The organism is Bacillus sp. FSL R10-2780 (genome assembly GCF_038006125.1).
Lineage (GTDB): Bacteria > Bacillota > Bacilli > Bacillales > Bacillaceae_G > Bacillus_A > Bacillus_A cereus_U.
In genome coordinates, this window is record NZ_JBBOUQ010000001.1 from 3,076,895 (window position 1) to 3,102,619 (window position 25,725).

Sequence of the window (25,725 nt, forward strand, 5' to 3'; positions counted from 1 at the left end):
TATTATAGTCATAACAGTGTTACAATCATAATATTCTGACTTTTATATAACTATGCTTTACTTCGTTAACTTCTTATTATATGTATAAACTCTCTTAATTTTAAAAGAATAAGAGAGTTCACGTTACTTAGCTTAATCTTATAATCGTTAAAACTGCACCAGGTGTAGTCGTTGATAATGTTGCAACAGCTAACAATCCAAACAACTGCAAACTAATTGCACTCCCCGCCGCAAGAGTCGTAATAATTGTTGCACTAAATGAAGTCGTCGCTAATGCAGGAGAGTTGATAGTCCCAGCAAGCGGTGCTCCATTAATTGTAATTCGTGAACTAACTAATAATGAAGCCGTTATATTAATTGTATATGAAATATAATAATTCCCCGCATTTGCGGCCGTAAATACTGTGTTTCCCCCAGATACTGTAATTCCAGGTCCTATATTTTGATTATTCGGAAGTGCGACATTTGTCCCACCAAGTAATACTGATATTGCCGTACCCGATGTATTATTCGCAAATGCATACGTCGCAGTTATACTTGTACCTGTTACTCCCGTTGCTCCTGTTTCACCTGTTGCTCCCGTTGCTCCCGTTGCTCCTGTTGCTCCCGTTGCTCCCGTTGCTCCCGTTACTCCTGTTGCTCCCGTTACTCCCGTTGCCCCTGTTGCTCCTGTTGCTCCCGTTACTCCTGTTGCTCCCGTTACTCCTGTTGCTCCCGTTGCCCCTGTTGCTCCTGTTGCTCCCGTTGCTCCTGTTGCTCCTGTTGCTCCCGTTACTCCCGTTACTCCCGTTGCTCCTGTTGCTCCTGTTGCCCCTGTTGCTCCCGTTGCTCCCGTTGCTCCCGTTTCACCTGTTACCCCCGTTGCTCCCGTTGCTCCCGTTGCTCCCGTTGCTCCCGTTGCTCCCGTTGCTCCCGTTGCTCCCGTTGCTCCCGTTGCTCCCGTTGCTCCCGTTGGACCGAGCTTAGGAACTGTCCCATCGCAACTAAAACAGCATGAATCAACATGTACACCATTTGTATTATTACACCCACAGTATCCATTTGTATTATTACTCCATAAAGACATGTTGACCCCTCCTTCTTGTTCAATCTTTTAAGTACAGCCAACTAATTAGAAATATTTTTCTAATAAAAAATCAGTTTTTATTTTCCTTATCAACTACCCGATCTGGAACAAACCTTTTATAAACAAAGGTTTATTCCTTACATTCTAATAATTATTACATGCAATGCGCTCCCCTTTCGCTTGTACTTTCGCCTTCCTTCTTAAACGAATTTCCTCTCCTTCAGTCTTGATACACATCTGCATTTCAATACGATATATCAAAATCCATATAAATCGTTATTTTTCGTCGAAATTTTAAAAAAATATTGACACTTAAAATATCCTCATAGTATGATTTTGTTGTTGTAATTGATAACGATTTTCAATATCGTACATTGCAAATAAAATAATTTATTTGGGGGCATAAGATGAAGAAAATTCTTAGCATTTTCATGGTAGTTCTTCTATTCGTTGTCGGATGCGGACAACAGAAAGAAGAGAAAAAGGAAACAAAGGCGGACAATAAAAGTCAAGCTATAACAATTAAACATGCTGAAGGGGAAACAAAGTTAGATAAACCAGCGAAAAAAGTTGTTGTACTTGAGTGGGTATATGCAGAAGACTTATTAGCACTTGGTGTTCAGCCAGTAGGGATGGCAGACATTAAGAATTATAATAAATGGGTAAATACAGAAACAAAACCAAGTAAAGATGTTGTAGATGTAGGAACACGTCAACAACCAAACTTAGAAGAAATTAGCCGTCTAAAACCAGATTTAATCATTACAGCTTCATTCCGTAGTAAAGCGATTAAAAATGAATTAGAACAAATTGCACCAACAGTTATGTTCGATCCATCAACAAGCAATAACGATCACTTTGCTGAAATGACAGAAACATTTAAACAAATTGCAAAAGCAGTTGGAAAAGAAGAGCAAGGTAAAAAAGTATTAGCTGATATGGATAAAACATTTGCTGATGCAAAAGCAAAAATTGATAAAGCAGGCTTAAAAGATAAAAACATCGCAATGACACAAGCATTTACAGCTAAGAACGTACCAACATTCCGTATCTTAACTGACAATTCTACAGCTTTACAAATTACAAAAAAATTAGGTTTAACAAATACTTTTGAACCAGGTAAATCTGAGCCAGACGGTTTCAAGCAAACAACTGTAGAATCATTACAAAGTGTACAAGATTCAAACTTCATTTACATTGTAGCGGATGACGATAACATTTTTGACACTCAACTAAAAGGCAACCCTGCTTGGGAAGAATTAAAGTTCAAAAAAGAAAACAAAATGTATAAATTAAAAGGCGACACTTGGATTTTCGGTGGTCCTGAGTCTGCAAAATCTTTAGCAACACAAGTAGCAGATGTAATGACAGCGAAGAAGTGATTACACGATGAATAGCTTACAACATACACTTCGAGCAAGTCTTGTATTCGGAGGAGGAGCAGCTCTCTTGCTCCTCCTTTTCTTTATTCATATCGGGCAAGGACAAGCAAACATTTCCTACAGTATGATTATCGATGCTCTTATCTCACCGAACCAATCTCTAGAGCATCAAACTTTAATCATGCTTCGATTACCTAGAGCTGTAATTGCTATTTTAGCTGGGGGGGCTCTTGCTGCATCCGGAGTAATTTTACAAACTTTAACGAAAAACCCTCTTGCTGAAGCCAGTACAATGGGAATTCACTCTGGAGCATATTTCTTTTTAGTAACAGCTACTATTTTTTTACCGAAAGGTTTGCAAATTAACTCCCTTCTTTTCACATTTATCGGTGGTGCAATTACTGCTTTATTTGTATACCGTATTTCTGGTGGAAAAAAGGGAACCCCACTTAGAATGGCACTAGCTGGTATGGTCGTTACATTAATGCTTTCTGCCTTTACCGGAACGATGCAGCTTTTCTATGAAAATGAAACAGCTGGTTTATTTTTATGGGGAGCTGGATCTCTTATTCAAAATAACTGGGATGGCGTTCAATTCTCTTTTCCATTTATTGTTATTTCTTTCCTAGTTTTACTATTCATGTCACGTAAGCTTAATATCCTCTTACTCGGCGATGATGTAGCTGTTTCACTTGGAGAGAAAACAGCAGTAACACGGTTTATCGCGTTCATCGCTGCAATTTTTTTAACAGCAGTAATTGTAACTGTTGTTGGACCGATTGGCTTTGTCGGCTTAGTCGCACCACATTTAATGCGCCTTATTGGTTACCGTCAACACTTTACACTTCTTCTCTCCTCTTTCTTATGGGGAGCAATATTATTGCTAGGAGCAGACGTTGTTGGTAGATTAATAGATCCAACTGGTGCCGAACTTCCTGTCGGAGCAGTTACAGCAATGATTGGATCACCTTGGCTTATTTATTTAGTGTATCGCATGATGAAATCGAAACAATATATGAATGATAATGGAGCTAATGCAGCTGGAGCTAGTTCTCGCTATTACTCTTATAAAAAGGTAATCATTATATCTATCACACTTTGTATTGCAACAATTGCTCTTGGCGTTGTAATCGGTAGCAACTCTTATATCGAAAGCATTACAAATGTCATAACAGGACAATTAACACAATTTGATAAAAATATGATGATGAATCTTCGTTTACCAAGAATGCTCGTTGCCGCTATTGCCGGAGCATGTCTTGCGATAAGCGGACTTGTTTTCCAAGGCATATTACGAAATCCACTTGCTGATCCATCTATTATCGGAATTTCGTCTGGAGCAGGTGTTGGTGCTTTAACCATTATGTATGTCTTCCCTGCACTTCCTGGTTTCTTCCTACCAATTGGTGCATTTATTGGTGGACTACTTGCAGTTGGAATTGTCCTCTTCTTCTCATGGAAATCAGGATTTAGCCCAACAGCTCTCGCTTTAATAGGGATTGGAATTTCAGCGCTTGGATCAGCGATTATTCAAATCTTTATCGTTAAAGCGAATTTGAATGTGGCTGCTGCTTTAACATGGTTGTCAGGTAGTACTTATGCAAGAGGATGGAATCACTTAGAAAATATCATTCTATATCCATCGCTGATTCTTGTGCTAATTATCTTTTTCTTAATGAAACAACTTGATGTTCTCGTACTTGGAGACGATTTAGCAACCGGACTCGGGCAACCAGTAAATAAAACGCGCCTTGCTCTAATTGTATTAGCGACACTACTTGCATCTGTAAATATCGCAGCTGTCGGTACAATTGCCTTTTTAGGCCTTGTTGCACCTCACTTAGCACGAATCGTTGTTGGCATGAATCATCAAAGACTATTCGTTTGTTCAGCACTGTTTGGAGCAATTCTTCTTTCTGTCGCTGATTTACTCGGACGAACAATTGCATACCCGAAGGAAATACCTTCAGGTCTTGTCGTTGCTGTACTTGGAGCGCCATATTTCTTATGGTTGATGAGGAAGAGCGGGAAGAAGGTTAGTTAAGAGGAGGCTTCTTGTATAGGAAGCCTTCTTTTTTTATCCCGCATTAACGGGTAGTAAGACTCCCACCTCAAAACCCGGCAATGCGAGGAAGTTAGGTGAGAGCTCAACTGCCCGTAAAAGCCCGATTGGTGAGGGATAATAATCAGTGAGGATGGACAACACCCCCACTGATTAAATTTTCATAGATTAAAAGGAAACTAACTTTTTTTCACGAATGTAACCCATGAACATACTTAGGAGGGATAACAATGTACCAAACAATTGAAGGCTTTTTACAATCATGGAAATATGAAGCTGAGTCTACTCAAAAGATGCTCGATGCATTAACAGATGAATCTTTATCACAAGAAATTGCACCTGAACACTGGACGTTAGGACGAGTTGCTTGGCATATCGTTACCGCAATTCCTGTTATTCTATCAGGGACAGGGTTAAAGTTTGAAGGTGAAACAAAGGATTATCCAGTTCCAACTTCTGCCAAAACAATTGCAGATGGGTATCGCAATATGAATGCAGCTTTTGTTGAAGCACTTCAAAGCGAATGGACCGATAAAGACTTAGCTACTATTAATGACTTCTTTGGCCGTCCTATGCCGAATTCTATTTTTTTAATGACACTCATTAATCATCAAAATCACCACCGCGGGCAGATGACTGTTTTAATGCGTCAAGCTGGATTAAAAGTCCCTGGCGTATACGGCCCTTCGAAAGAAGAATGGGCTGCAGCTGGAATGGAAGCTCCAAAAATGTAATGACAGAAAAAGACAAGGTGGTAAATCACCTTGTCTTTTTCTGTCACTTGTTTCATGTGAAACTATTTTTCGGTAAATTGTTTTTTATGGAAAAGATACGTTAAAATGAATACACATTATTAGGAGGGGCAACCAAATCGAATAAAAAAAGTAAAAAAATAACAATAGGAACTCTTTTATTAACTTCTATCATTGGCGTTATCGGTGTATCTATTTACTTCACATGTAATGGTACCCCATGGGAGAAACAAACAGCAATTGCCGAATCAAAAAGTTATATTACAAAATACTTCAATTTAAATGCAAAAGTCAAAGATACTTCTTATGATTCTAAAATGAATAGCTATGCGATCTCTTTTGAAACAAATGAAGATGGAGAATTTACTATCGAATATAAAGGTCCTAATAACTTTAACATTTCTCCAGGAGTCCAAGAGTATTTAAGTAAACACTACAAATTTACAGAGTAGTAACGAAGCATACATATACAAAAAAGAGTTGGTGTAACGCCAACTCTTTTTTACTTATTTTTGTCACGTTGTTACATCTTCCCTCTCAATATTTTTAATTCCATAATAAGCAATCGCAATACCAATTGCTGCAAATGTGAATTGTAGAGGGAGAAAAGTCGCTATAGAAAATACTGGCTGGTTATTAATTGCGATTAGTACAACGATAATAGAGGAAACGATTGTAGTTGGCACCGAATGTTTACGCATTCCGAAGTATAGAGGAATTAAACTTATTCCCGCCGTTGCAATCGCTAAAGGAATAACATTTATCCCTTCTTGAATCAATTGATCTACTGTGAATGAATTAGGAAGAATTGAAAAGTAACTATCTATTCCAAAGAAAAGTCCTACTACTAAAACATTAGATAAAATAACTGTTATAAATGTTACTATTGCTGTAATAGCCAACTTACTGATCATCATTTTCTTTCGGTTAATTGGATAAGAAAACATAAGTAATATTGTTTTATTTTTATATTCATCAATTATTAACTTGGCTATTAGTACACCACCAAAAACAATAAATGTTGCTCTTACTAACGTACTAGCCATCAACAAAATTGTCTGTGGATCTCTTATTTCTGGATCTCCTTCTATTTGAGCAACGAAACTAACAAAGATTAATAATGCTAGTATGGCGATATTTGCAATAATCGCTCCCTTCACATACCATCCAAGCTTAAACTTCTTCATTTCTAGCTTCATAAGACGTAGCATGATAGTCCTCCTCTCTTTTAAAATTTAATTGATATAAATTTCCTTTATCGTATCTATCTCAAAAGCAACCTCCTTCTTAAATTCTTTTCCAGCGAATGTCTTAAAACCAAAAATCACACTAGCAATTGTAATTACTATTATTTTTTTCACTGTTTATACCCCAGCTCGTTTTTGTTTTAAGCTTGCTTCACGCCACATCAATCTTGTCGATTTTTCGATACGACAGATAACTAATAAAAATCCCTACTAAACAGAGCACTATTGGGATAGCTATAAAATTATAAAAACTTACTTGATTGTTTCCAATGTTACTGTTCATTATCATCCCGATTATTACTGCAGAAGTAATCGTTGTCGGTGCCGATTTCTTTCTCATCCCAAAAAATAAAGGGATTAAACTTATACCAGATATCATAAATGCATTTATAAAAGTAGCTGGAACGGTAGCTATTATTTCACCCATCGTAACAGGCGTTTCAATTACTCCCATCATTGGATTCATAAAAAATATGAGCAAACTAATAGTGAAAGTAGCGATAATCATGCTCACAAAGCAAAAACTAAAAACAATTGTTAATTTCGCCCTCATTACCGTTTTCCTTTGCAATGGATACATAAACAATAGTTGCATTGTTTTGTTCTTATACTCATCAATTACTAAACGTGATAAAATGACCGAACTAAAAATAAGAAATGTCATCCTAATAAAAATGTTTGCTAAGGTCATATATTTTGTAAAATCAGTGAGCGCCGCATCTACTTCACCTTTCGCTCCCAACCCTATAAGACTTACCGCAGCAAAAATTGCTATAATACAAATGGCTACCCCTTTAAAATAACTAGATAATTGATGTTTTTTCCATTCAAGCTTCATTAATTTAAACATATAAACCACGCCTCCATTACTGACATAACTGTCTCTACGCTAATAACATCCTAATTCCAGCAGTAACTACACTTACTATTCCTATCACTAGTAAAACTAATATCCACTTTCGTTCTGGTTTTCTATAATATAAAATTCCACTTATCAGCATTACGATAAATCCAGCTATAACATTTAGTATTAATACATTCATCATCATATCCTCCCTCGCTGAAACTACATTACGCGTGAATGCCTTCTCCATCCATTACGTTTAAGAAATATTCTTCTAAAGAACTATGTTTCTTATTAATACTTTCAATTTCTATATCGTTCATAACAAGAGCTTTTGAAATTGCTTGCTGAGTCGCTGCTATTTCATACACACGAATCATGTTTCCACTCATTATTTTGTAGTTTTTTATACCAAGTTTATCTTCTAAAATATAAGCTGCTCGTTTCACGTCAGGAACAGTGATTTCAATGTACTCTGTTTGTTTTCCGTTAATACTCTTCATTGAAACTTCTTTTATTAGTTTTCCATTTTGAATAACACCAATTGTATCTGCCATTTGTTCCATCTCGCCTAAAATATGACTAGAAACTAATAAAGTAATGCCATATTCTTTGCAAAGCATTTTAAATAAGTCTCGTAACTCTTTAATACCAATTGGATCTAAACCATTAATTGGTTCATCTAAAATGAGAAGCTCCGGCTTTGTCATAATCGCTCTAGCAATGCCTAATCTTTGCTTCATCCCTAATGAAAAATCTTTTACTTTTTTATTGTCTATGCCGTGCAGTTTTACTAAATTTAAAGCATGATCAATTGCGTTCTTATCGTAATACCCCATATATTCACAATGTAATTCTAAATTTTCCTTCGCCGTTAATTTATCATAAAAGATTGGATATTCAATAATTGTCCCCATTCTTTTTAATACTTCATAAGATGTGTCTGTTAACTTCTCACCGAAAATTTCAATATCACCACTCGTCGGTTTTATTAAATTCGTAATCATTTTCATAATCGTTGTTTTACCAGCACCGTTCGGTCCTAAAAACCCGTAAATCTCTCCTCTTTTCACATGCATGTTAACGCTAGAAATAATTTCTTTCCCTTTAAACACTTTCGTTAGCTGGTTCGTCTTTAATATATATGTCATGTCACTTTCCCCTTTCGCACCGCTCTATATTTCTATAATAGACAATGGAAATCTCTTTTTTCTTACCCGTTCCTTACAAATTCCTTACGTTCAAAAAAAGCTTGTAGAATCTACTTCTCTACAAGCTAAAATTGCATCTTTGTTAATACAACTGTAAAAATTGTTTTTTCATATGGCTTACTAGAAAGATGAATTTCTCCATCCATCGCCTCCACAAGCCTTTTCGTAATCGTTAACCCTAGACCACTACCTTGGTACAATCTATTTCTTGAATCTTCAAGTGTGTACATACGCTCAAACACTTTATCAATATGAGATTCATCAATTCCTTTTCCTGTATCCCATACGTCTATATACACACTCGTTTCATCATCTCTTAAAGTCATACCGAGTGTCTTTCCATCGTCTCCATATGTAATCGCATTTGATATTAAATTATTTAACACTCTGCCTAATACTTCTGTATTTCCAAGTACATATATATTTCTTTCTGGTATATCAATATGGATATGAAAACCTTTCGTCGTCACTAAATCATAGAAAGATAAAATCTTCTCGCGGCAAACTTCATTCATATTTACTTTTGTTATCTCAATTGCCTTGTCACCAGATTCTAATTTTGCTAAATCAAAAAACTTATGAATCAGTTCCATAACTTCTAGTGTTTTCACATGCACCTTTTCAAGTAATATTTGCTGTTCTTCTTTACTTATCGTTTTATCCTTATTTAACATTTCTGTATATCCAAGAATAACTGTTAGTGGTGTTTTTAAATCATGTGAAATATTTGAAAGCATTTTTCTCATCGAAATTTCCACTTTCGCATGATCTGCATTCGTTTTCTGTTTTGCATCTAACAAATGATTAATAGCCACTAATAACTTTTGCAATTCTGTATCATCCGTCATAATTAATAGCTTCTCACCAGTTTGTTCTTTTACAATTCGATTTAACTTCTCATACGTATAGCGTAAATTCCTACTACTATTTTTCCTAATTTTATATTGCACGTAAATAACGATAAGCAATATAATAATCACCACTGTTAAAAATATAACCATACTACATCACTTCCAATTTATAGCCAATTCCCCACAGTGTTTTTATATATTCCGGGTTAGATGGGTCCGTTTCAATCTTCTCGCGTAATCTCCTCATATGAACATTAATAACATTATCATCACCATAATATTCTTCATTCCAAACAAGCTTATATATTTGCGCTTTCGTAAAAACACGATTTTGATTCTTCACGAATAGTTTTAAAATCTCAAATTCTTTTAAAGTAAGTTTAAGCTGTCTTCCCTTTTTCTCCACAGTAAAATTAATTGGGTCAATTATTAAGTCACCAATCTGAATGGTCTCATCTTTTAATTCCACAGCTGAATACTTTGTAGACCTTCGAATAGCGGCTTTTACACGTGCTGCCAATTCAATCATAGAAAATGGTTTACAAATGTAATCATCCGCTCCAAGCCCTAAGCCAATCGCTTTATCAACATCTGTATCTTTTGCCGACATCATTAAAATCGGAACAGCACTTTTTTCTCGAATGATTCGCACAACCTCTAAGCCATCTAACTTTGGCATCATAATATCGAGGATAATCAAATCAAATGAACCTTTTAAAAATGCGTTAACTCCTTCTTCTCCATCAGATGCGATTGTAACTTGAAAACCTTCTTTTACTAAATATGTTTCAACCATCTCTTGAATTGAGATATCATCTTCAACTAATAAAATATGATATGACATATTTCTATCCCCTTTTCACAAACATTAACAATTCAATTGTATCGCAACTGCAAATTAGTTGGTACAATTATATGAATTTTCAAACCAACTTCCCTTCCTTCCTTAACAATGATATGATGAAATTCACTACTATTGTTCATAATTAACTTTATATAAAGGAGACTTATCATGTCAGAAAACAAAAAAGTAAGCTTAGCTGATTTAATGCGCGAACAACTTGCAAAGAAAAAGCAAGGAAATGGAAACGGCTCAAATAATGGAAGTCAAAGTCAAGAAACGAAAAAATTACAAAACCAACAAACGAAGAAAACAAACAACCAACGTAGACGTACAGGTGTATAAATGAGCGGGCAAAAACGATCTAACGTCGCGCCAGGTCTTGCGGTTGATATTGTGTTAAAACAAGATCAACGTACAGGCAAGCTAACAAGAGGAATTGTAAAAGATATTTTAACTAACTCACCCTCTCATCCGCACGGCATTAAAGTACGATTGCAGGACGGGCAAGTTGGCAGAGTCCAAAATATCATTCAATAAGAAAAGGAGCTCATTTAAACTTGAGCTCCTTTTTCTTTATTACCCTTTAATTTTCTCGATGAAAACTACTTTTAAATAGTCTCCTTCTTTAAATTGATCAATTGTACGGAAATCTTCTGGTAAAGAATGTTCTTCTAATATTTTATATTTACCGTTCATTTCTTTGAATGCTGTATCGATAAATCCATTAAACTTTTTCATATCGAATGCGCTACAATTTGTAGAAGCAACGATAATACCGTTATTTTCTGTAATCGCAATTGTTTCTTTTAATAAGTTTTTATAATCTTTCGCCGCACTGAACGTATATTTTTTTGAGCGTGCAAAACTTGGAGGGTCAAGTACCACCATATCAAACTTCATCTTTTTCTTAACTGCATATTTGAAATATAGAAATACATCTTCTACAATAATATCTTGTGCTTCATAATCAATTTCATTTACACTGAACTGCTCAATCGTTTTACTTAAGCTACGATTTGCAAGGTCAACACTTGTTGTTTTACTTGCGCCGCCAAGTGCTGCAAATACAGAGAAAGCTCCAGTATAAGAGAACATATTTAAAACTGTTCTTCCTTTTGCATATTTATCACGAATTTGTTTTCGAACGTTACGTTGATCTAAAAATACACCAACCATCGCCCCGTCATTTAAATATACAGCAAAGTTTACACCGTTCTCTTTTACGATAAGTGGGAACTCACCGCGCTCTCCTGTTACGAAATCATCACCTTCAATGTACTTTCCTTTCGTATCAAAACGTTTTTTCTCATAAATCCCTTTGAAGTTTGCTACTTTTTGAAGCGCTGCTACAATCTCATCACGGAAAGTATAAATCCCTTCACTATACCAACTAATTACGTAATAGCCGTCATAATAATCGATAATTAAGCCACCAAGACCGTCACCCTCACCGTTTACCACACGGAATGCTGTTGTATCATTTGATTTATAAAAATCTTTTCGTTTATGTAAAGCAGATTTGATTTTACTTTCAAAGAAAGATTGATTCACTTCCTCCTTCTCTTTTCTCGTTAAAATCCAACCATACCCTTTATTTTGTTTTCCATAATAGCCTTTTCCAATGAATTGGTTCTTCTCATCTACTACGTTGATGATTGTTCCTTCTTCACGTACATCATTTAAATTTTGAATAGCATCTTTTAAAATAAGTGGATATCCACTTTTAATTTCTTTTATAAACTTCGGTTTTATTTTTATAGTTACTTCGGATCGCATGTAATGTCTTCCTTTCCATTTGAATGCTTTCTAATTAGTAGGAAGCAATGTAAAAAACGAGGCTGAAAAAAAGTCTCGTTTCACTATACCATATTATTGCTTTGCTCGTACAACTAGCTCATCTTCTCGCTTAATCGAAAAAAAACTTATATATTTTATCATTACCATTGACAATGATAATGATTTTCACTATCATTTAATGTATATGAAACGATGAAAATAATGATAGATTTATAGGAGGAATAAAGAAATGATTATTGTTACAAATACATCTAAAATTACGAAGGGTGACGCACATAAATTAATTGAGCGCTTTAATAAAGTAGGTAAAGTTGAAACGATGCCTGGTTTCTTAGGACTAGAAGTTCTTCTAACTGAAAATACAGTTGATTATGATGAAGTAACGATTAGCACTCGTTGGAATGCAAAAGAGGATTTCCAAGGTTGGACAAAGAGTACGGCCTTTAAAGATGCGCATTCACACCGTGGTGGATTACCAGATTTTATTATCGATAATAAAATCTCATTCTATGATGTTAAAATTGTTCGTATGCCAATTGCTGCGGCTCAATAACTTCGGTTTTAATAATTGGTATAGAAGTATGAGAAGTAATATATCTTCTCTACTTCTATACCTTTTCTTTTTTCAATTTCTTTTCACCAACTTCGCGTGCACGACTAGTCTACCAGCCTCTGGATCCAGTGCATAATCACATGTAGAAAGTGTTAAAATTTGATCATCCGCTGTCACTTTTGTATCTGTTTGATAGAGTGATCTTTCCTTAATTTTTTCTAGAAAAGATGCATAGTCCTCGTTGCTTCCAAAATCCGTTTCAATATAATAGAAATCAGTTGTCGTTGTATATACTGAAAATACTTCTACATCGTATCCTTCAAACAAAGTATCGTAATACAATTTGCGATGAGACATAAAGAAATCTTCTTCTAACATTTTTTTTAGACTCCCAAACATAGAACCGTCTTTCATACGATGTCCGTATAGAATCGTATTTCGATTTTGAGATTTCACATCGTTACGATGATCCATGAAGATACTTCCTGCTCTCATATCCTCGCCTTTATAATTACGATACAAATAGTAATCATTATCTTTCGCTTGAACAATCGGATAATTAATTTGCGTATCATCCATCGTAATCCAACCAACTATTTCTGGATTAATTTTTTGTAAGGCTTGGAACTGTGAACGTACTGCTCCATCTGATGATTTTTCTTCCATCGGACTCCTTTGATAAATATCTTGTGCTTCAGCCATTACTTTGCGATTTTCATAGTAATCCATGAACATCCCGCCTAATTCATACACGGAGTAGAAAAAGATACCTAAAAAAGCAACTGTAAGTATTCTTTGAAAAAAGGAATTCTTTTTCTTTTCTTTCTTGCCGCTCAAATTATCACCTCAAAACGGATTACCAAAGGGATTTAGTCGCCTATCAAATACCCATTGGCACCATATACAATCCTGTATGTTCATCGTGCTTTACAACAACGTCTACACCATATATCGTCTTGATCATATCTTCCGTTACGACTTCACTTGGCTTACCCTTCATCACAATTTCTCCATCTTTCATAACGATAATATGATCGCTATAACGGATTGCTTGATTAATGTCATGTAATACCATAACAATCGTTAAACCATGTACTTCATTTAACTCTTTCACTAACTCTAATATTTCAAGCTGATAGTAAATATCTAAATACGTCGTTGGTTCGTCTAAAAACAGCATGGGCGTATTTTGCGCTAAAGTCATCGCAATCCAAACACGTTGCCTTTCCCCACCAGATAATGCATGTATTGGCTTATCACGCTTATCTTGTAGTCTCGTACACGTCAATGCTCTTTCTATTGCTTCGCTATCCTCATCCGTTTGTGTAGAAAAAATATTTTTATATGGCATACGCCCAAAACTCGTCAATTTTTCAACTGTAATATCTGCTGGCGCCTCATTTTGCTGATGAACGACCGCTAGCTTTCTAGCAAACTCTTTCGGCTTATACTGGCTAATAGCTTTCCCATCTAGCATTACTTCTCCGCTACGGGGATCATGATTTCGCGACATAACACCTAGTAATGTTGATTTCCCACAACCATTTGGACCAATAATTGTTGTAATTTTTCCAACCTCTATCTCACTACTAACAGACTTTAAACGATCCGTTACATTATCATAAGAAAAGGTTACATTTTTAATTTCCATGAACTCGATCACTCTTTCTAAGCAAGAATATTAAGAACGGACCACCGATGACTGCCATAATCGTCGCCGCTGGAATTTCATTAGGCGGTACGATTAGCCTACCAATTGTGTCTGCCGTTAAAATTAATAACGCACCTGCAAGGGCTGAAAATGGAATAAGTACTTTATGATCTGATCCAACCAGTTGCCTTGAAATATGCGGGATAAGTAATCCAACGAAAGCGATAACACCCGCAATTGCAGTTGATACAGCTGCTAAAAGAACAGCAATGACAGAAATAATAAGGCGTACCCTCGTCACGTGAAGTCCAAGGTTTTTAGCCGTTTTATCTTGTAGAGATAATAAATTACACCACGCCCCTACAAACAGTGCAAGTATAAGGCCGATTGATCCATATGTAACAAGTACTTCCACATCGCCCCATGTCTTCATCGTTATATTAGATGTTGTCGTCTGCTTAATACTTTTAATGAAATATCCGCAAATCGTAACGAAAGATTCATTTAAACCAGTAAACATCGCATTTATCGCTATACCAATCAAAATGATACGCAGCGGACTTAAACCTGATTTCCAAGAAAACGCATAAACGAGATAACAAGCAAACGCACCGCCTAAAAACGCGAATAGTGGTGTCCAGAAAAAGAACTGAGGGAATAGCGTAATGATAACAAGCGTCATAAAACTGGCCCCTGAAGATATCCCGATAACCCCAGCATCCGCAAGTGGATTTTTCATAACTGCTTGGAAAAGCACACCAGAAACAGCAAGCGCCGCTCCAGTGAAAAGTGCAATAATGATGCGCGGGAAACGTAAATCTTTAATGACTTCAACATCTTCATTTGTCCCTGTAAATATACCTTGAAAAAGATCAATGACACCTATTTCTAAACTACCTTTCACAGCGGATACAGTAGTCATAATAACTAGTAATACTGTGACGATGAAGAAACTCCAAATTTTTTTATTCATCTCAATCTTCCTTTATCTATACATGCATCATGGATACATCATTTTCTTTAATTCATCTAAGGCTTCAATAGCTGCTAAATTCCCCGTCGTTCCAAATAAGCGCTCTTCTAAATCGTACACTCTATTATTTTTAACTGCGGCAAAATGCTTCCAAATGTCGTTCGTTTTAAATTCCTTATCGAACATTTTCACAACTTCATCTGGCATACCATGCGCTGCACGTAAAATAATATCTGGATCAGCTTTTTTTAAGTACTCTGTATTAGAAGCTAAATATTCTACTTTCTCACCTTGTACGATATTTTTACCACCTAGTTGTTTTACTAAATCCCCAATATAGGAGTGTTCTGTCGCAACTAAATAACTTCCAGGTACTCCAAGTAAAATAAGGACTGTCGGTTCTTTCTTCCCTTTCACTTGTTTTTGAATGTCTGCAACTTTTTTATCGAACTTTGTTACGACTGCTTCAGCCTGTTTCTCACGCCCATATGTTTTACCCAAATCTGTAATTGAATTTTGCATGTTTTTTAAACTCGTTAAATTTAAAAAGTTTGCCTTAATGCCTGCTTCATTAAAAACTGGCTTCAACTCATATTCAAGCGTCGTAACAGATAATACTTCTGATGGTTTCATTGATTTTACTTTTTCCATATCAGGACTCATCGGATTCCCAACTTCAGGTAAACCTTTATAGCGCTTTGGCAAAGTTTTAGAACTTGTAGGAATACCTGCTAAATCTACTTCTAATGCATCCATAATTTCAGTCACAGCAACTGTCGTTGCAATAACACGTTCCTCACTACTGCTCTTTACCTTTTTTGCCGTTTCTTTTTTGGGTGATGAGCACCCAGCTATACTAAATAAAAGAATGATAGCCATGAATACACTCGTGATTTTCTTCACTCTCAATCACCACTCCTTTCGGTACAATATGAAACGAGTCTTGATGCATGAAACCATGCATCAAGACTCCAAATTTTACAGTCTACCTGCTCTATATTTACGAACTAAGAAAGCAAGTGATCCTAGTAATAGCAACATATACATTCCAATCTGTGCTGTATCTGCTGTTTTTGAGTTTTTCTCTTTTTTCACATCATTCTTCGCATTTTCATTTTGCTTCTTACCGTCTGCATTTCGGTTGAAATCAGGATTACCGATTGTTTTTGCATTGTCTACTTTCGGTGTAATCACTGGATTTTTCGGATCATTCTTCGGATCGTTTTTCGGATCCTCTTTAATAGTTCCTACTGCACCAATATTATTTGTATCAAATTGAATTTGCACGTCGTAGAAATGATGATAGTTCATTGAATCAATATCTACTTTTACTTTCGCATTTAATTTCGCAAATAAATCATCAACCTCAAACTCTATTACTCTCGTATCTGCATTTTTATCTTCACTCACTACTTTTGCATCAACAAATGCACCAGCATTTTCTGTTTGGAACTTCGTAATCCACGCACTATTTTTCAGTGTCATCGCAACATATTTCTTACCATCTTTCACTGTTAATCTAGCTGGATTTACAACATATTGATTCATCATTGAAATCTCATCCGTTTTATCTTTTAACACTTTAAAAGCAACATCATATTGACCGTCTTTTAAATTTTTCGGATCGACTGTTATGTGTCCATTTTGGTTATTATTTCCGCCTTGATTATTGTTTCCATCTTGGTTGTTACTTCCACCTTGGTTATCGTTTCCGCCTTGATTATTGTTTCCATCTTGGTTATCGTTTCCGCCTGGAATGTTGTTTCCATCTTGATTACCTAAAGCTTTAATACTACCTTTATCAAATGCAAATTGAATATCATAGAAATGATGGTAGTTCATCGCATCAATATCCACTTTCACTTTTGCATTTAACTTTTTCGATAAGTCGTCTACTTCTACTTCCACTACTCTTGTATCTTGCTCTTTATTTGTACCTAATACTTTCGCATCGACAAACGAACTATTCTTTTCAAACTCAAACTTTGTAATCCATGAGCTATTCGTTACTGTGAAGGATACATATTTCTTACCATCTTTCACTTTTAATACGCCTGGACTCTTCGTATATGTGTTCATCATTGAAATTTCGTCTGTTTTATCTTTTAGCACTTTAAAACCGATACTGTATTCACCATCTTTAAGAGCATTTGGATCAATTGTTGTGTTATTGTCTTGGTTATTATTTCCGCCTTGGTTATTGTTTCCACCTTGGTTATTGTTTCCGCCTTGGTTGTCATTTCCACCTTGGTTATTATTTCCGCCTTGGTTGTCATTTCCACCTTGATTATTGTTTCCACCTTGGTTATTGTTTCCACCCTGGTTATCGTTTCCACCTTGGTTATCTACTGGCTGAATGCTATCTTTATCAAATGCAAATTGAATGTCGTAGAAATGATGATAATTCATTGAATCAATATCCACTTTCACCTTTGCATCTAATTTTTTCGATAAATCATCTACTTCTACTTCCACTACTCTTGTATCAGCCTTCGTATCTGTATTTAATACATTTGCATCAACAAACGCACCATTTTTCTCAAACTCAAACTTTGTAATCCATGAGCTATTCGTTAATGTGAAGGATACATACTTCTTGCCATCTTTCACTTTCAATACGCCTGGGCTCTTCGTATATGTGTTCATCATTGAAATTTCTTCTGTTTTATCTTTTAACACTTTAAAACCGATACTGTATTCACCATCTTTAATTGTGTCAGCATCCGGTTGTTTATCTCCATCTGGTTGTTTGTCTCCGTCTGGTTGCTTGTCTCCGTCTGGTTGCTTATCTCCATCTGGTTGCTTATCTCCATCTGGCTGTTTCTCTTCATTTTTAATTGGTTCAAGTTTCTCTTGATCAAATAAAAGTTGTACGTCATGCGTTTGCTTGTAACCTTGTGATGCCACCTCAATAAATACTTTTGTATTTATTTTTTTAGATAAATCATCCACTTCAAATTCTACGACTCTTGTACCTTTTTCTTTATCTTCACTCACTACTTTTGCATCAACAAATGCACCATCTTTTTCCGTTTGGAAGTTTTTAATTAATGAGCTACTTTTTAGTGTTACGATTGCTTTTTTCTTACCATTCTCTACTTTCAATACTCCTGGATTTTCCATGTAAGTATTCATTTTAGATTCTTCATCTGTTTTATCTTTTAACACTTTAAAGGGAATGCTGTACGCACCATCTTTAATTATTTCAGCATCCGGCTTTTTATCTTCATCCGGTTGTTTCTCTTCATTTTTAATTGGTTCAAGTTTCTCTTGATCAAATAAAAGTTGTACGTCATGCGTTTGCTTGTAGTTTCTTGATGCCATCTCAATAAATACTTTTGTATTTATTTTTTTAGATAAACCGTCTACTTCAAATTCTACGACTCTTGTATCTTTTTCTTTATCTTCACTCACTACTTTTGCATCAACAAATGCACCATCTTTTTCCGTTTGGAAATTTTTAATTAATGAGCTACTTTTTAGCGTTACAATCGCTTTTTTCTTACCATTTTCTACTTTCAATACCCCTGGATTTTCCATATAAGTATTCATTTTAGATTCTTCATCTGTTTTATCTTTTAACACTTTAAATGGAATGCTGTACGCACCATCTTTAATTGTGTTAGAATTTGGTTGTTGATCTGAGTCAGGCTTTTGGTCGGGCTTCTGACTTGGATCCGGATTTTCATTTGGATCTGGCTTATTAGCTGGGTCCTCTTTTTCATCTGGTTTTTCTACATGAATTGGTGTAATGCTATTTTGGTCGAATGAAATACGAATGTCATAGTAATGATGATAATTAAAAGCATCAATATCAACTTTTACTTTCGCATTTAATATTTTCTCTACATCTTCTACATCAAATTCTACTACTCTTGTATCGCTCTCTGTATCTTCACTAACTACATTTACATCAACGAATTGACTACCTTTTTCTGTTTCAAACTTCGTAATCCATGAACTATGCGTTAACGTAAAGGATACTTTCTTTTTCCCATCCTTCACTTTCAAAGTCCCCGGGCTTATAGAATATTGATTCATCATTGATTCTTCATCTGATGTATCTTTCAAAACTTTGAAACCAATTGAATATTCACCGTCAGCTAAAGTTGTAGCTGCTTGAACTGCAAGTGGTTGTAGCGTTGATACGAATGTAAAAATCGTTAGAAACATTGCAACAACAATTTTTAAATACCTGTTCAATAGAATGACTCTCCTTTTTAAAATTTATTTACTTAACTTCACTTTACGAACTAAGAAAACACCTGAGATTAAAACTAACGCTGCAAATAATCCGATACGTGCTTCGTCGCCTGTTTTTGGATTATCTATTTTTTCAGCTTTTCCACTTTCATTTGTTTCTTTTTTTGTATCTTTATTTGTTTCTTTGTTATCTACTTTCGTTTTCTCTTCTTTTACTTGTGTATCTTTTTTAGTTTCATCATTATTTTTTGTTGCAGCAGCTACATTGTTATCGCCGCCTACAGCTTTTACATTCGCATCAAACGCAAAGCGAACTGTGTAATGATGGTCGTAGTTTGCACTTGGTACAACAACATGAATTTTTACTCCTAACGGTTTAGATAAATCATCAACTTTAAATTCAACCGTTCTTTTATCTGCTGCTTCGTCTTTGCTAATTACTTTTGAATCAACGAAATTACCATTCTCTGGTGCTTTAAATTCTGTAATCCAAGCACTATGATTCATTGGAACTTGTACTCTCATCTCACCATTTTTTACAATTAACTTAGCTGGTTTTTCAAAATAATCATTTGCCATTGAAGCTGAATCATCTTCCGCCTTTTTGATAACGTAGTTAATATCGTAAGTACCATCAGCTAATTTTGCTGAGGCTTGTCCAGATGGTATTACGAGAAAAGCTAGCATACATACTAACGTTATAATAAATGCGGGTAATACTGAAAACTTTCTCATTTTGCTTACTTCCTCCTTGTTTATCTTTCGTTTTATAATTTGAAAATGATAATTATTCTCAATTTATAAGAAAAAAATAATCTCTTCTACCTTTATTTCATTGTCATTACTTTATGTAATGTAAGTATCGTTGATTATCATTCTCACTAAAGGTCAAAAAATATAATATCCCTCTATATTCCCTATAAAAAGCACTCTAAAATAATTCAATCCCTTTACTGATTATCATTCTCAACAGACCACAAAAAAAATAAACTACCTAATTCTATTGTTCTATCACCTCTTCTTCCAAAAATGATATAGTCATAGAAAACCTCTTCCCCTGCTCCCCTCACTTCCCTTCCAATATTTCCACAACTAAGTCAATCTTAGCCTAATGCTAATTTTATTGTCAACTATATTACGTATATTTTTTTTAATATCTAAATTTTTTTATATACGGCTTTTTCTACAAAAAAAGAGGCTTCCTTTCATAGAAAGCCTCTTTTCTCTATTTTTCTACAGCAATTTCTTGCTTTTGAAACTTAGAAACTATATAACCAATTCCTATACCGATCATACCTGGAACTAACCAACCAATCCCTACGCTATATAATGGGATTTTATTTAAAATAGGTGTTAGTGCAGCAATTTGAAGATCTGCATTGTGTAATCCATCAAAGAAGCTAATCGCAAATGATCCTACAATACCACCTACATACATCGCTAATGGAAGACGAACGTAGTTTTCAACGAGTGATAATACGATCAGTACGATACCAATTGGGTAAATTGCAATTAAAATTGGCAATGCTAATGCATTTAACTGAGTTAAACCAAGATTCGCTACCATAAATGCTAATACACAAAAAATGAAAACAACTTTTTGATAAGAAAGCTTCGGTAATAACGAAGAGAAATATTCTCCACAAGCTGCAACAATACCTACAGAAGTCGTTAAACATGCTGCTGTAATTGCGATGCCTAGTAATAACATTCCGTAATTACCAAATAAATGATTTACGACGTTTGTTAAAATGATCCCTCCGTTTGCTCCCATTCCAAGTGAAACACTAGAAGCACCAAGGTAAGCAAGCGCCAAATAAACAAGAAGTAAACCAAGTGCTGCAATAAATCCTGCAAAGATTGTTACTTTCGCAATACTGTTCTTATTTGTAATACCTTTTGCTTTTAAAGCACTAATGACAACATTTCCGAAAACGAGTGCTGCAAGTCCATCTAAAGTTAAATAGCCATCAATAAAACCTTTAAAGAGCGGGGCACTATACGCTTCTGTCGGTGCACCAAACTCTCCCATTGGCGTAATAATTGCTTTCGCTACGATAATTGCTATAACAGCTAATAAAATTGGTGTTAATACTTTACCAATACGCCCTACTAATTTCGAAGGATTTAAAGCTAAATAGAACGTTACCGCAAAGTAAATAAGTGTAAAGATGACAAGTGGATAAGCCTGACCAGCTACCGCACTTGGTAAAAATGGTGCAATGCTCATTTCATAAGCAACAGTTCCTGTACGTGGTACACTAACAAATACGCCTAAACATAAATAAATTGCAGTAATGAAAATTAGCGCGAATACAGGATGTACACGTCCTGCTAACTCATTAATATCCCCTTTTAGAGCTATAACAATAACTCCTAATAAAGGCAGTCCTACACCTGTTACGATAAAGCCAAATAACGCGATCCATACATCTGTTCCAGCACCTTGCCCTAACGCTGGTGGGAAAATCATATTACCTGCACCGAAAAATAGTGCAAATAACATTAAGCTTATTGCAAACATCTCAGAAAACTTTAAAGATGATTTCATTTCTACTAACCTCCTAAATAATTATCCGATTAACAAAATATTCTGAATTAAAGTCCGTCACATATCCTCTTTCAAGCATACTTCCCTATAAAAGAACGCAAAAAACACCCGTCCCTAACAAAGGGACGAGTGTTGAAATCGTGGTTCCACCCTTATTCTAATAAAATGAATTTATAACGAAATAAGCTCATTTTATAGCTCGTGTAAATTGATAACGGTTTTATCCGCCAAGAATTACAATGCATCATGCAGTTCACTCTTGAAGTTTAGAGGTGGTAAGTTTGTCTTTCCGTATTAGGAAGCTCACAGCCTAAGGCTTCCCTCTCTGAGAATCGTCAAAAACAACTCATGTCCTCATCATTACTTTTATAAAATATTTTGTCGAAACTTGTTGTTTTTTATTATATGGGCTATTTTCTAAAAAATCAATAGTTTTATTTTTTCTGACAAAAAAATATAGGGAGAAAACTTTTCTCCCTATAACTGCCCTATTAATATTTCTAATTCCTCAGCTGTAATGTCTCGCCATTTTCCTACTCCAAGCTCATTTAGCTCTATATTCATAATGCGAACTCGCTTCAACTTTGTTACAGTAAACCCGAAAGCACGGCTCATTCTACGAATTTGCCTGTTCATCCCTTGTGTTAAAACGATGCGAAATGTTGATTGATCGACTCTTGTCACTTCACATGGCTTCGTCATTCCATCTTTAATCTTTACACCGCTGGACATCTCATCAATAAACCAATCTGTAAAAGGCTTATCGACAGTGACAACATATTCTTTCTCGTGCTCATGATCACCGTGTAAAATTTGATTGGCAATCGTGCCATCATTCGTTAATAGAATAAGCCCTTCCGACGCTTTATCTAATCGTCCAACAGGAAAGATTCGCTCTGGGTAATTGATATAATCAATAATATTATCTTCAATATGATCCGCTGCTGTACAAGTAATTCCGACTGGTTTATGAAAGGCAATATACACCTTTTCTTTCTCTTCTTTTGCAATAACCTGTCCATCAATCGTTACAATATCACCATCGCTCACGATTGTACCGTGCGTGCAAATTTCACCGTTAATCGCGATACGTCCTGCTTTAATAAGACGGTCTGTTTCGCGTCTTGAGCAGGATTTTACTTCGCTTATGTATTGGTTGATTTTCATGTTTTATTCCTTTTCTTATAGATTAAAAGCGTCAATCCATGGCAATATCATTATGCCAAGATTGACGCTCCTTTACTTCGCAAAAACAACTAAATAAATAACCCCAATTACCAAAAATATTCCGCAACAAGCTAACAATACTTTTGCAAGTTTGTCCATAAACATATAATGGTTTCCCCTTTTGTTTGGTTGTTTGCTATTTTAATTCGACAACTGTTACGCCTAGGCCTCCCTCGCCCATGTCACCGTAGCGGTAGTTTTTCACGCCGCGATGTTTCTTCAAGTAATCTTGTACACCTTGGCGAAGCGCTCCTGTTCCTTTACCGTGAATAATTGACACACGAGGATAGCTTGCAAGCTGTGCATCGTCTAAATATTTTTCAACGCGCATCATTGCATCTTCATAACGTTCACCGCGAAGGTCTAGCTCTAACGACACGTGATAATCTCTACCCTTCACACTTGCGACTGCTTTTTTCTCAGTTTGCTTCGGTGTATTAATGTATTCCATATTGGATTCTTTCACTTTCATCTTCAGAATACCAATTTGTACGCTCCACTCTGTATCACTTACTTTTTTAAGCAATTGACCTTTTTGACCGAACGTTAACACTTTTACTTCATCACCTGGTCGTAATTGTTGTTTCGGCGCTGTATTTTTCACATTTACTTTTTGTTTCTTCACAAGCTCTGGCGCTGCCCCTTCTAGACGGCTCTTCGCTTCAATAAGCTCATGGTCTTTCACATTTACAAGCTGCGCTTTACGCAATTGACGAAGTTCATGAATAATGCCTTCTGCTTCTTTCTTCGCAGCTTCGACTTTTTCTTCCCCTTCTTTTTGCGCTTTTAATAATTTTTCATCGCGCTCATCGTTAAATTCAATAATTTGACGCTGTAATTCACGATGAAGTTTTTCAGATTGCTTACGATGTTCTTCCGCTTCTTTTCGTTCGCGCTCTGCATTTTTTTGGCTTTCTTCTAGCTTTGCAATCATATTTTCGATTTTGTTCGTATCTGTACTAATATGGTTACGAGCGCGATCAATAACGCGATCAGACAAACCAAGACGCTTCGAAATTTCAAAGGCGTTACTACGTCCTGGTACACCGATTAATAATTTGTACGTTGGGCTTAATGTATTCACATCGAACTCAACGCTCGCATTAATAACTTGCTCACGATTGTATCCATATGCTTTTAATTCTGGGTAATGCGTCGTTGCAACAACGCGAGCACCGCGGTTACATACTTCATCCAAAATTGAAATTGCTAGTGCAGCCCCTTCTTGCGGATCTGTCCCAGCACCTAATTCATCAAATAGGACTAAACTTTCAAAATCAGCTTTTTCTAAAATATCTACAATGTTTACCATATGAGAAGAGAATGTACTTAAATTTTGTTCAATCGATTGCTCATCACCGATATCAGCAAAGATGTTTTTAAATACACATATCTCTGATTCATCCATTACCGGAATATGAAGACCAGATTGCGCCATTAAGACACAAATACCGACTGTTTTCAGTGTAACTGTTTTACCACCTGTATTCGGTCCTGTAATAACGATTGTTGTAAAGTCTTTACCAAGCATAATGTTATTTGGCACGATAATTTCCGGATCAATAAGCGGATGGCGTGCTTGTTTTAAATCCATGTAGCGTTCATTATTTACGATTGGCTTCGTCGCTTTAATTCGCTTCGCATAAAGAGCTTTCGCAAAAATAAAATCAAGATTTGCAACTACTTCTACGTTTGATAAAACGATATCAGCTTCCACTGCTACTTCTTCTGTTAGCATCATTAAAATGCGTTCTACTTCTTGTTTTTCTTTCACACGTGCTTCTTGAAGCGCATTATTTAATTCCACGATTACTTGCGGTTCTATAAATAACGTTTGTCCAGAAGCAGATTGATCGTGAACAATACCACCATATACGCCGCGGTATTCTTGTTTTACTGGGATTACGTAACGTTCGTTACGAATCGTTACAATTGCGTCTGATAACATTTTTTGTGCGTTTGAAGAACGCGTCATGTTTTCTAATTTCTCACGAATACGGCTTTCCGCAGTACGAATTTGGTTACGAATACCACGCAATTTGTCACTTGCGCTATCGACTACTTCACCGCCGTCACCGATACAGTTTGTAATTTTCTTTTCTAAATCATATAAAGATACAATTTGCGCGACATGTCCTTCTAGAATTGGAAGCTCTACGCCATTCTCAGCCATGTCTTCAATAAATCGTTTCATCTGGCGGCTACCATACATCGTACTTGCGATTTCGATTAACTCATGCGGACTTAACATACTTCCAATTTTCGCACGCTTAACATTTGAGCGAATATCAGAAATCCCTCCAAGTGGTACATGTCCTTTTAAACGGATAACTTTCGCTGCCTCATCCGTTGTTTCTTGCAGTTCCACAATTTCTTCAAAATCTGTGCTTGGCACTAAATTCTTCACTTTATCACGACCAAGTGAAGATGCTGTATGTTCAAGTAATTGTTCTTTTACTTTATTGTATTCTAATACACGCAACGTTCTTTCTAACATGTTGCAGGTCCCCC

Annotated in this window: 25 protein-coding genes and 1 other annotated feature; of the genes, 7 read left to right on the plus strand and 18 right to left on the minus strand. The window is 35.7% G+C overall.

Annotated features, from left to right (window positions below; genetic code table 11):
- Window positions 1-127: 127 nt before the first annotated feature.
- On the minus strand, window positions 128-1,066 hold the full coding sequence (locus NSQ47_RS16055) for a BclA C-terminal domain-containing protein (RefSeq protein WP_341037359.1): 939 nt from the start codon (window positions 1,064-1,066) through the stop codon (window positions 128-130).
- Between the two features lie 407 nt (window positions 1,067-1,473).
- Here NSQ47_RS16055 and NSQ47_RS16060 point away from each other — a divergent pair, with 407 nt between their 5' ends.
- The 4 genes from NSQ47_RS16060 to NSQ47_RS16075 all read left to right on the plus strand — a co-directional run bounded on the left by NSQ47_RS16060 (window position 1,474) and on the right by NSQ47_RS16075 (window position 5,714).
- Complete coding sequence (locus tag NSQ47_RS16060) at window positions 1,474-2,448, plus strand: ABC transporter substrate-binding protein (protein WP_341037361.1); 975 nt, start codon at window positions 1,474-1,476, stop codon at window positions 2,446-2,448.
- 7 nt (window positions 2,449-2,455) lie between these two features.
- Window positions 2,456-4,492 carry a Fe(3+)-hydroxamate ABC transporter permease FhuB gene (fhuB, locus tag NSQ47_RS16065; protein ID WP_341037362.1) on the plus strand — a complete coding sequence of 679 codons (2,037 nt, stop codon included), beginning with the start codon at window positions 2,456-2,458 and terminating at the stop codon, window positions 4,490-4,492.
- Window positions 4,493-4,740: 248 nt separating this feature from the next.
- Window positions 4,741-5,244, plus strand: coding sequence for a DinB family protein (locus NSQ47_RS16070; protein ID WP_215579767.1), 504 nt, complete (start codon window positions 4,741-4,743; stop codon window positions 5,242-5,244).
- 164 nt (window positions 5,245-5,408) lie between these two features.
- On the plus strand, window positions 5,409-5,714 hold the full coding sequence (locus tag NSQ47_RS16075) for a YfjL-like protein (RefSeq protein ID WP_341038243.1): 306 nt from the start codon (window positions 5,409-5,411) through the stop codon (window positions 5,712-5,714).
- Between the two features lie 63 nt (window positions 5,715-5,777).
- Here the strand turns inward: NSQ47_RS16075 and NSQ47_RS16080 are convergent, their stop codons facing one another.
- The 7 genes from NSQ47_RS16080 to NSQ47_RS16110 all read right to left on the minus strand — a co-directional run bounded on the left by NSQ47_RS16080 (window position 5,778) and on the right by NSQ47_RS16110 (window position 10,259).
- A complete protein-coding gene (locus NSQ47_RS16080) occupies window positions 5,778-6,473 on the minus strand; it encodes an ABC transporter permease (protein WP_016100539.1) in 696 nt (231 codons plus the stop codon).
- Between the two features lie 24 nt (window positions 6,474-6,497).
- On the minus strand, window positions 6,498-6,623 hold the full coding sequence (locus tag NSQ47_RS16085) for a hypothetical protein (protein ID WP_341038262.1): 126 nt from the start codon (window positions 6,621-6,623) through the stop codon (window positions 6,498-6,500).
- A gap of 37 nt (window positions 6,624-6,660) precedes the next feature.
- Entirely contained in the window at window positions 6,661-7,359 is a 699-nt protein-coding gene (locus tag NSQ47_RS16090) for an ABC transporter permease (protein ID WP_341037368.1), read from the minus strand.
- 34 nt (window positions 7,360-7,393) lie between these two features.
- Window positions 7,394-7,555, minus strand: coding sequence for a hypothetical protein (locus tag NSQ47_RS16095; RefSeq protein ID WP_002160301.1), 162 nt, complete (start codon window positions 7,553-7,555; stop codon window positions 7,394-7,396).
- Between the two features lie 25 nt (window positions 7,556-7,580).
- A complete protein-coding gene (locus NSQ47_RS16100) occupies window positions 7,581-8,504 on the minus strand; it encodes an ABC transporter ATP-binding protein (RefSeq protein ID WP_002160300.1) in 924 nt (307 codons plus the stop codon).
- 125 nt (window positions 8,505-8,629) lie between these two features.
- The gene (locus NSQ47_RS16105; RefSeq protein ID WP_002160299.1) at window positions 8,630-9,565 is read right to left on the minus strand and encodes a HAMP domain-containing histidine kinase; all 936 of its coding nucleotides are present in this window, start codon (window positions 9,563-9,565) and stop codon (window positions 8,630-8,632) included.
- A gap of 1 nt (window position 9,566) precedes the next feature.
- Entirely contained in the window at window positions 9,567-10,259 is a 693-nt protein-coding gene (locus NSQ47_RS16110) for a response regulator transcription factor (protein WP_002160298.1), read from the minus strand.
- 168 nt (window positions 10,260-10,427) lie between these two features.
- Here NSQ47_RS16110 and NSQ47_RS16115 point away from each other — a divergent pair, with 168 nt between their 5' ends.
- Together NSQ47_RS16115 and NSQ47_RS16120 are read left to right on the plus strand one after the other, a co-directional pair.
- A complete protein-coding gene (locus NSQ47_RS16115) occupies window positions 10,428-10,601 on the plus strand; it encodes a hypothetical protein (RefSeq protein ID WP_002015431.1) in 174 nt (57 codons plus the stop codon).
- Window positions 10,602-10,796, plus strand: a complete 195-nt coding sequence (locus NSQ47_RS16120; RefSeq protein ID WP_002160297.1) for a YwbE family protein — start codon at window positions 10,602-10,604, stop codon at window positions 10,794-10,796.
- Window positions 10,797-10,835: 39 nt separating this feature from the next.
- On the opposite strand, the gene NSQ47_RS16125 is transcribed toward NSQ47_RS16120, so the two are convergent.
- Entirely contained in the window at window positions 10,836-12,035 is a 1,200-nt protein-coding gene (locus NSQ47_RS16125) for a class I SAM-dependent rRNA methyltransferase (protein WP_341037373.1), read from the minus strand.
- A gap of 250 nt (window positions 12,036-12,285) precedes the next feature.
- Between NSQ47_RS16125 and isdG the strand changes: the two genes are divergently transcribed.
- Entirely contained in the window at window positions 12,286-12,609 is a 324-nt protein-coding gene (gene isdG / locus NSQ47_RS16130) for a heme oxygenase (protein WP_002112144.1), read from the plus strand.
- Between the two features lie 72 nt (window positions 12,610-12,681).
- On the opposite strand, the gene srtB is transcribed toward isdG, so the two are convergent.
- The 9 genes from srtB to NSQ47_RS16175 all read right to left on the minus strand — a co-directional run bounded on the left by srtB (window position 12,682) and on the right by NSQ47_RS16175 (window position 25,711).
- On the minus strand, window positions 12,682-13,446 hold the full coding sequence (gene srtB / locus NSQ47_RS16135) for a class B sortase (protein WP_341037374.1): 765 nt from the start codon (window positions 13,444-13,446) through the stop codon (window positions 12,682-12,684).
- 43 nt (window positions 13,447-13,489) lie between these two features.
- The gene (locus NSQ47_RS16140; RefSeq protein WP_341037375.1) at window positions 13,490-14,260 is read right to left on the minus strand and encodes an ABC transporter ATP-binding protein; all 771 of its coding nucleotides are present in this window, start codon (window positions 14,258-14,260) and stop codon (window positions 13,490-13,492) included.
- Window positions 14,250-15,233, minus strand: a complete 984-nt coding sequence (locus tag NSQ47_RS16145; RefSeq protein WP_016106299.1) for a FecCD family ABC transporter permease — start codon at window positions 15,231-15,233, stop codon at window positions 14,250-14,252. Before NSQ47_RS16145 ends, NSQ47_RS16140 begins: the two co-directional genes overlap by 11 nt.
- 27 nt (window positions 15,234-15,260) lie before the next feature.
- Window positions 15,261-16,142 (minus strand): heme ABC transporter substrate-binding protein IsdE, encoded by an 882-nt coding sequence (gene isdE / locus NSQ47_RS16150; RefSeq protein WP_078179641.1) that lies wholly within the window; start codon window positions 16,140-16,142, stop codon window positions 15,261-15,263.
- A 69-nt stretch (window positions 16,143-16,211) separates the two neighbouring features.
- Complete coding sequence (locus tag NSQ47_RS16155) at window positions 16,212-19,436, minus strand: NEAT domain-containing protein (protein WP_341037376.1); 3,225 nt, start codon at window positions 19,434-19,436, stop codon at window positions 16,212-16,214.
- Window positions 19,437-19,460: 24 nt separating this feature from the next.
- On the minus strand, window positions 19,461-20,171 hold the full coding sequence (isdC, locus tag NSQ47_RS16160) for a heme uptake protein IsdC (RefSeq protein WP_002160288.1): 711 nt from the start codon (window positions 20,169-20,171) through the stop codon (window positions 19,461-19,463).
- A 490-nt stretch (window positions 20,172-20,661) separates the two neighbouring features.
- The gene (gene brnQ6 / locus NSQ47_RS16165) at window positions 20,662-21,987 is read right to left on the minus strand and encodes a branched-chain amino acid transport system II carrier protein BrnQ6 (RefSeq protein ID WP_341037377.1); all 1,326 of its coding nucleotides are present in this window, start codon (window positions 21,985-21,987) and stop codon (window positions 20,662-20,664) included.
- Between the two features lie 118 nt (window positions 21,988-22,105).
- Window positions 22,106-22,357, minus strand: a binding site (T-box leader).
- Window positions 22,358-22,464: 107 nt separating this feature from the next.
- Window positions 22,465-23,154 (minus strand): 23S rRNA pseudouridine(2604) synthase RluF, encoded by a 690-nt coding sequence (locus NSQ47_RS16170; RefSeq protein WP_341037378.1) that lies wholly within the window; start codon window positions 23,152-23,154, stop codon window positions 22,465-22,467.
- A gap of 196 nt (window positions 23,155-23,350) precedes the next feature.
- Entirely contained in the window at window positions 23,351-25,711 is a 2,361-nt protein-coding gene (locus NSQ47_RS16175) for an endonuclease MutS2 (protein ID WP_341037379.1), read from the minus strand.
- Between the last annotated feature and the right edge of the window lie 14 nt (window positions 25,712-25,725).

Excerpts from the sequence above, each read along its gene's own strand:
- NSQ47_RS16055 (WP_341037359.1), bottom strand. The coding sequence starts at position 1,066 with ATGTCTTTATGGAGTAATAATACAAATGGATACTGTGGGTGTAATAAT.
- NSQ47_RS16060 (WP_341037361.1), top strand. The coding sequence starts at position 1,474 with ATGAAGAAAATTCTTAGCATTTTCATGGTAGTTCTTCTATTCGTTGTC.
- fhuB (WP_341037362.1), top strand. The coding sequence starts at position 2,456 with ATGAATAGCTTACAACATACACTTCGAGCAAGTCTTGTATTCGGAGGA.
- NSQ47_RS16070 (WP_215579767.1), top strand. The coding sequence starts at position 4,741 with ATGTACCAAACAATTGAAGGCTTTTTACAATCATGGAAATATGAAGCT.
- NSQ47_RS16080 (WP_016100539.1), bottom strand. The coding sequence starts at position 6,473 with ATGCTACGTCTTATGAAGCTAGAAATGAAGAAGTTTAAGCTTGGATGG.
- NSQ47_RS16090 (WP_341037368.1), bottom strand. The coding sequence starts at position 7,359 with ATGTTTAAATTAATGAAGCTTGAATGGAAAAAACATCAATTATCTAGT.
- NSQ47_RS16095 (WP_002160301.1), bottom strand. The coding sequence starts at position 7,555 with ATGATGAATGTATTAATACTAAATGTTATAGCTGGATTTATCGTAATG.
- NSQ47_RS16100 (WP_002160300.1), bottom strand. The coding sequence starts at position 8,504 with ATGACATATATATTAAAGACGAACCAGCTAACGAAAGTGTTTAAAGGG.
- NSQ47_RS16105 (WP_002160299.1), bottom strand. The coding sequence starts at position 9,565 with ATGGTTATATTTTTAACAGTGGTGATTATTATATTGCTTATCGTTATT.
- NSQ47_RS16110 (WP_002160298.1), bottom strand. The coding sequence starts at position 10,259 with ATGTCATATCATATTTTATTAGTTGAAGATGATATCTCAATTCAAGAG.
- NSQ47_RS16115 (WP_002015431.1), top strand. The coding sequence starts at position 10,428 with ATGTCAGAAAACAAAAAAGTAAGCTTAGCTGATTTAATGCGCGAACAA.
- NSQ47_RS16120 (WP_002160297.1), top strand. The coding sequence starts at position 10,602 with ATGAGCGGGCAAAAACGATCTAACGTCGCGCCAGGTCTTGCGGTTGAT.
- NSQ47_RS16125 (WP_341037373.1), bottom strand. The coding sequence starts at position 12,035 with ATGCGATCCGAAGTAACTATAAAAATAAAACCGAAGTTTATAAAAGAA.
- isdG (WP_002112144.1), top strand. The coding sequence starts at position 12,286 with ATGATTATTGTTACAAATACATCTAAAATTACGAAGGGTGACGCACAT.
- NSQ47_RS16140 (WP_341037375.1), bottom strand. The coding sequence starts at position 14,260 with ATGGAAATTAAAAATGTAACCTTTTCTTATGATAATGTAACGGATCGT.
- NSQ47_RS16145 (WP_016106299.1), bottom strand. The coding sequence starts at position 15,233 with ATGAATAAAAAAATTTGGAGTTTCTTCATCGTCACAGTATTACTAGTT.
- isdC (WP_002160288.1), bottom strand. The coding sequence starts at position 20,171 with ATGAGAAAGTTTTCAGTATTACCCGCATTTATTATAACGTTAGTATGT.
- brnQ6 (WP_341037377.1), bottom strand. The coding sequence starts at position 21,987 with ATGAAATCATCTTTAAAGTTTTCTGAGATGTTTGCAATAAGCTTAATG.
- NSQ47_RS16170 (WP_341037378.1), bottom strand. The coding sequence starts at position 23,154 with ATGAAAATCAACCAATACATAAGCGAAGTAAAATCCTGCTCAAGACGC.
- NSQ47_RS16175 (WP_341037379.1), bottom strand. The coding sequence starts at position 25,711 with ATGTTAGAAAGAACGTTGCGTGTATTAGAATACAATAAAGTAAAAGAA.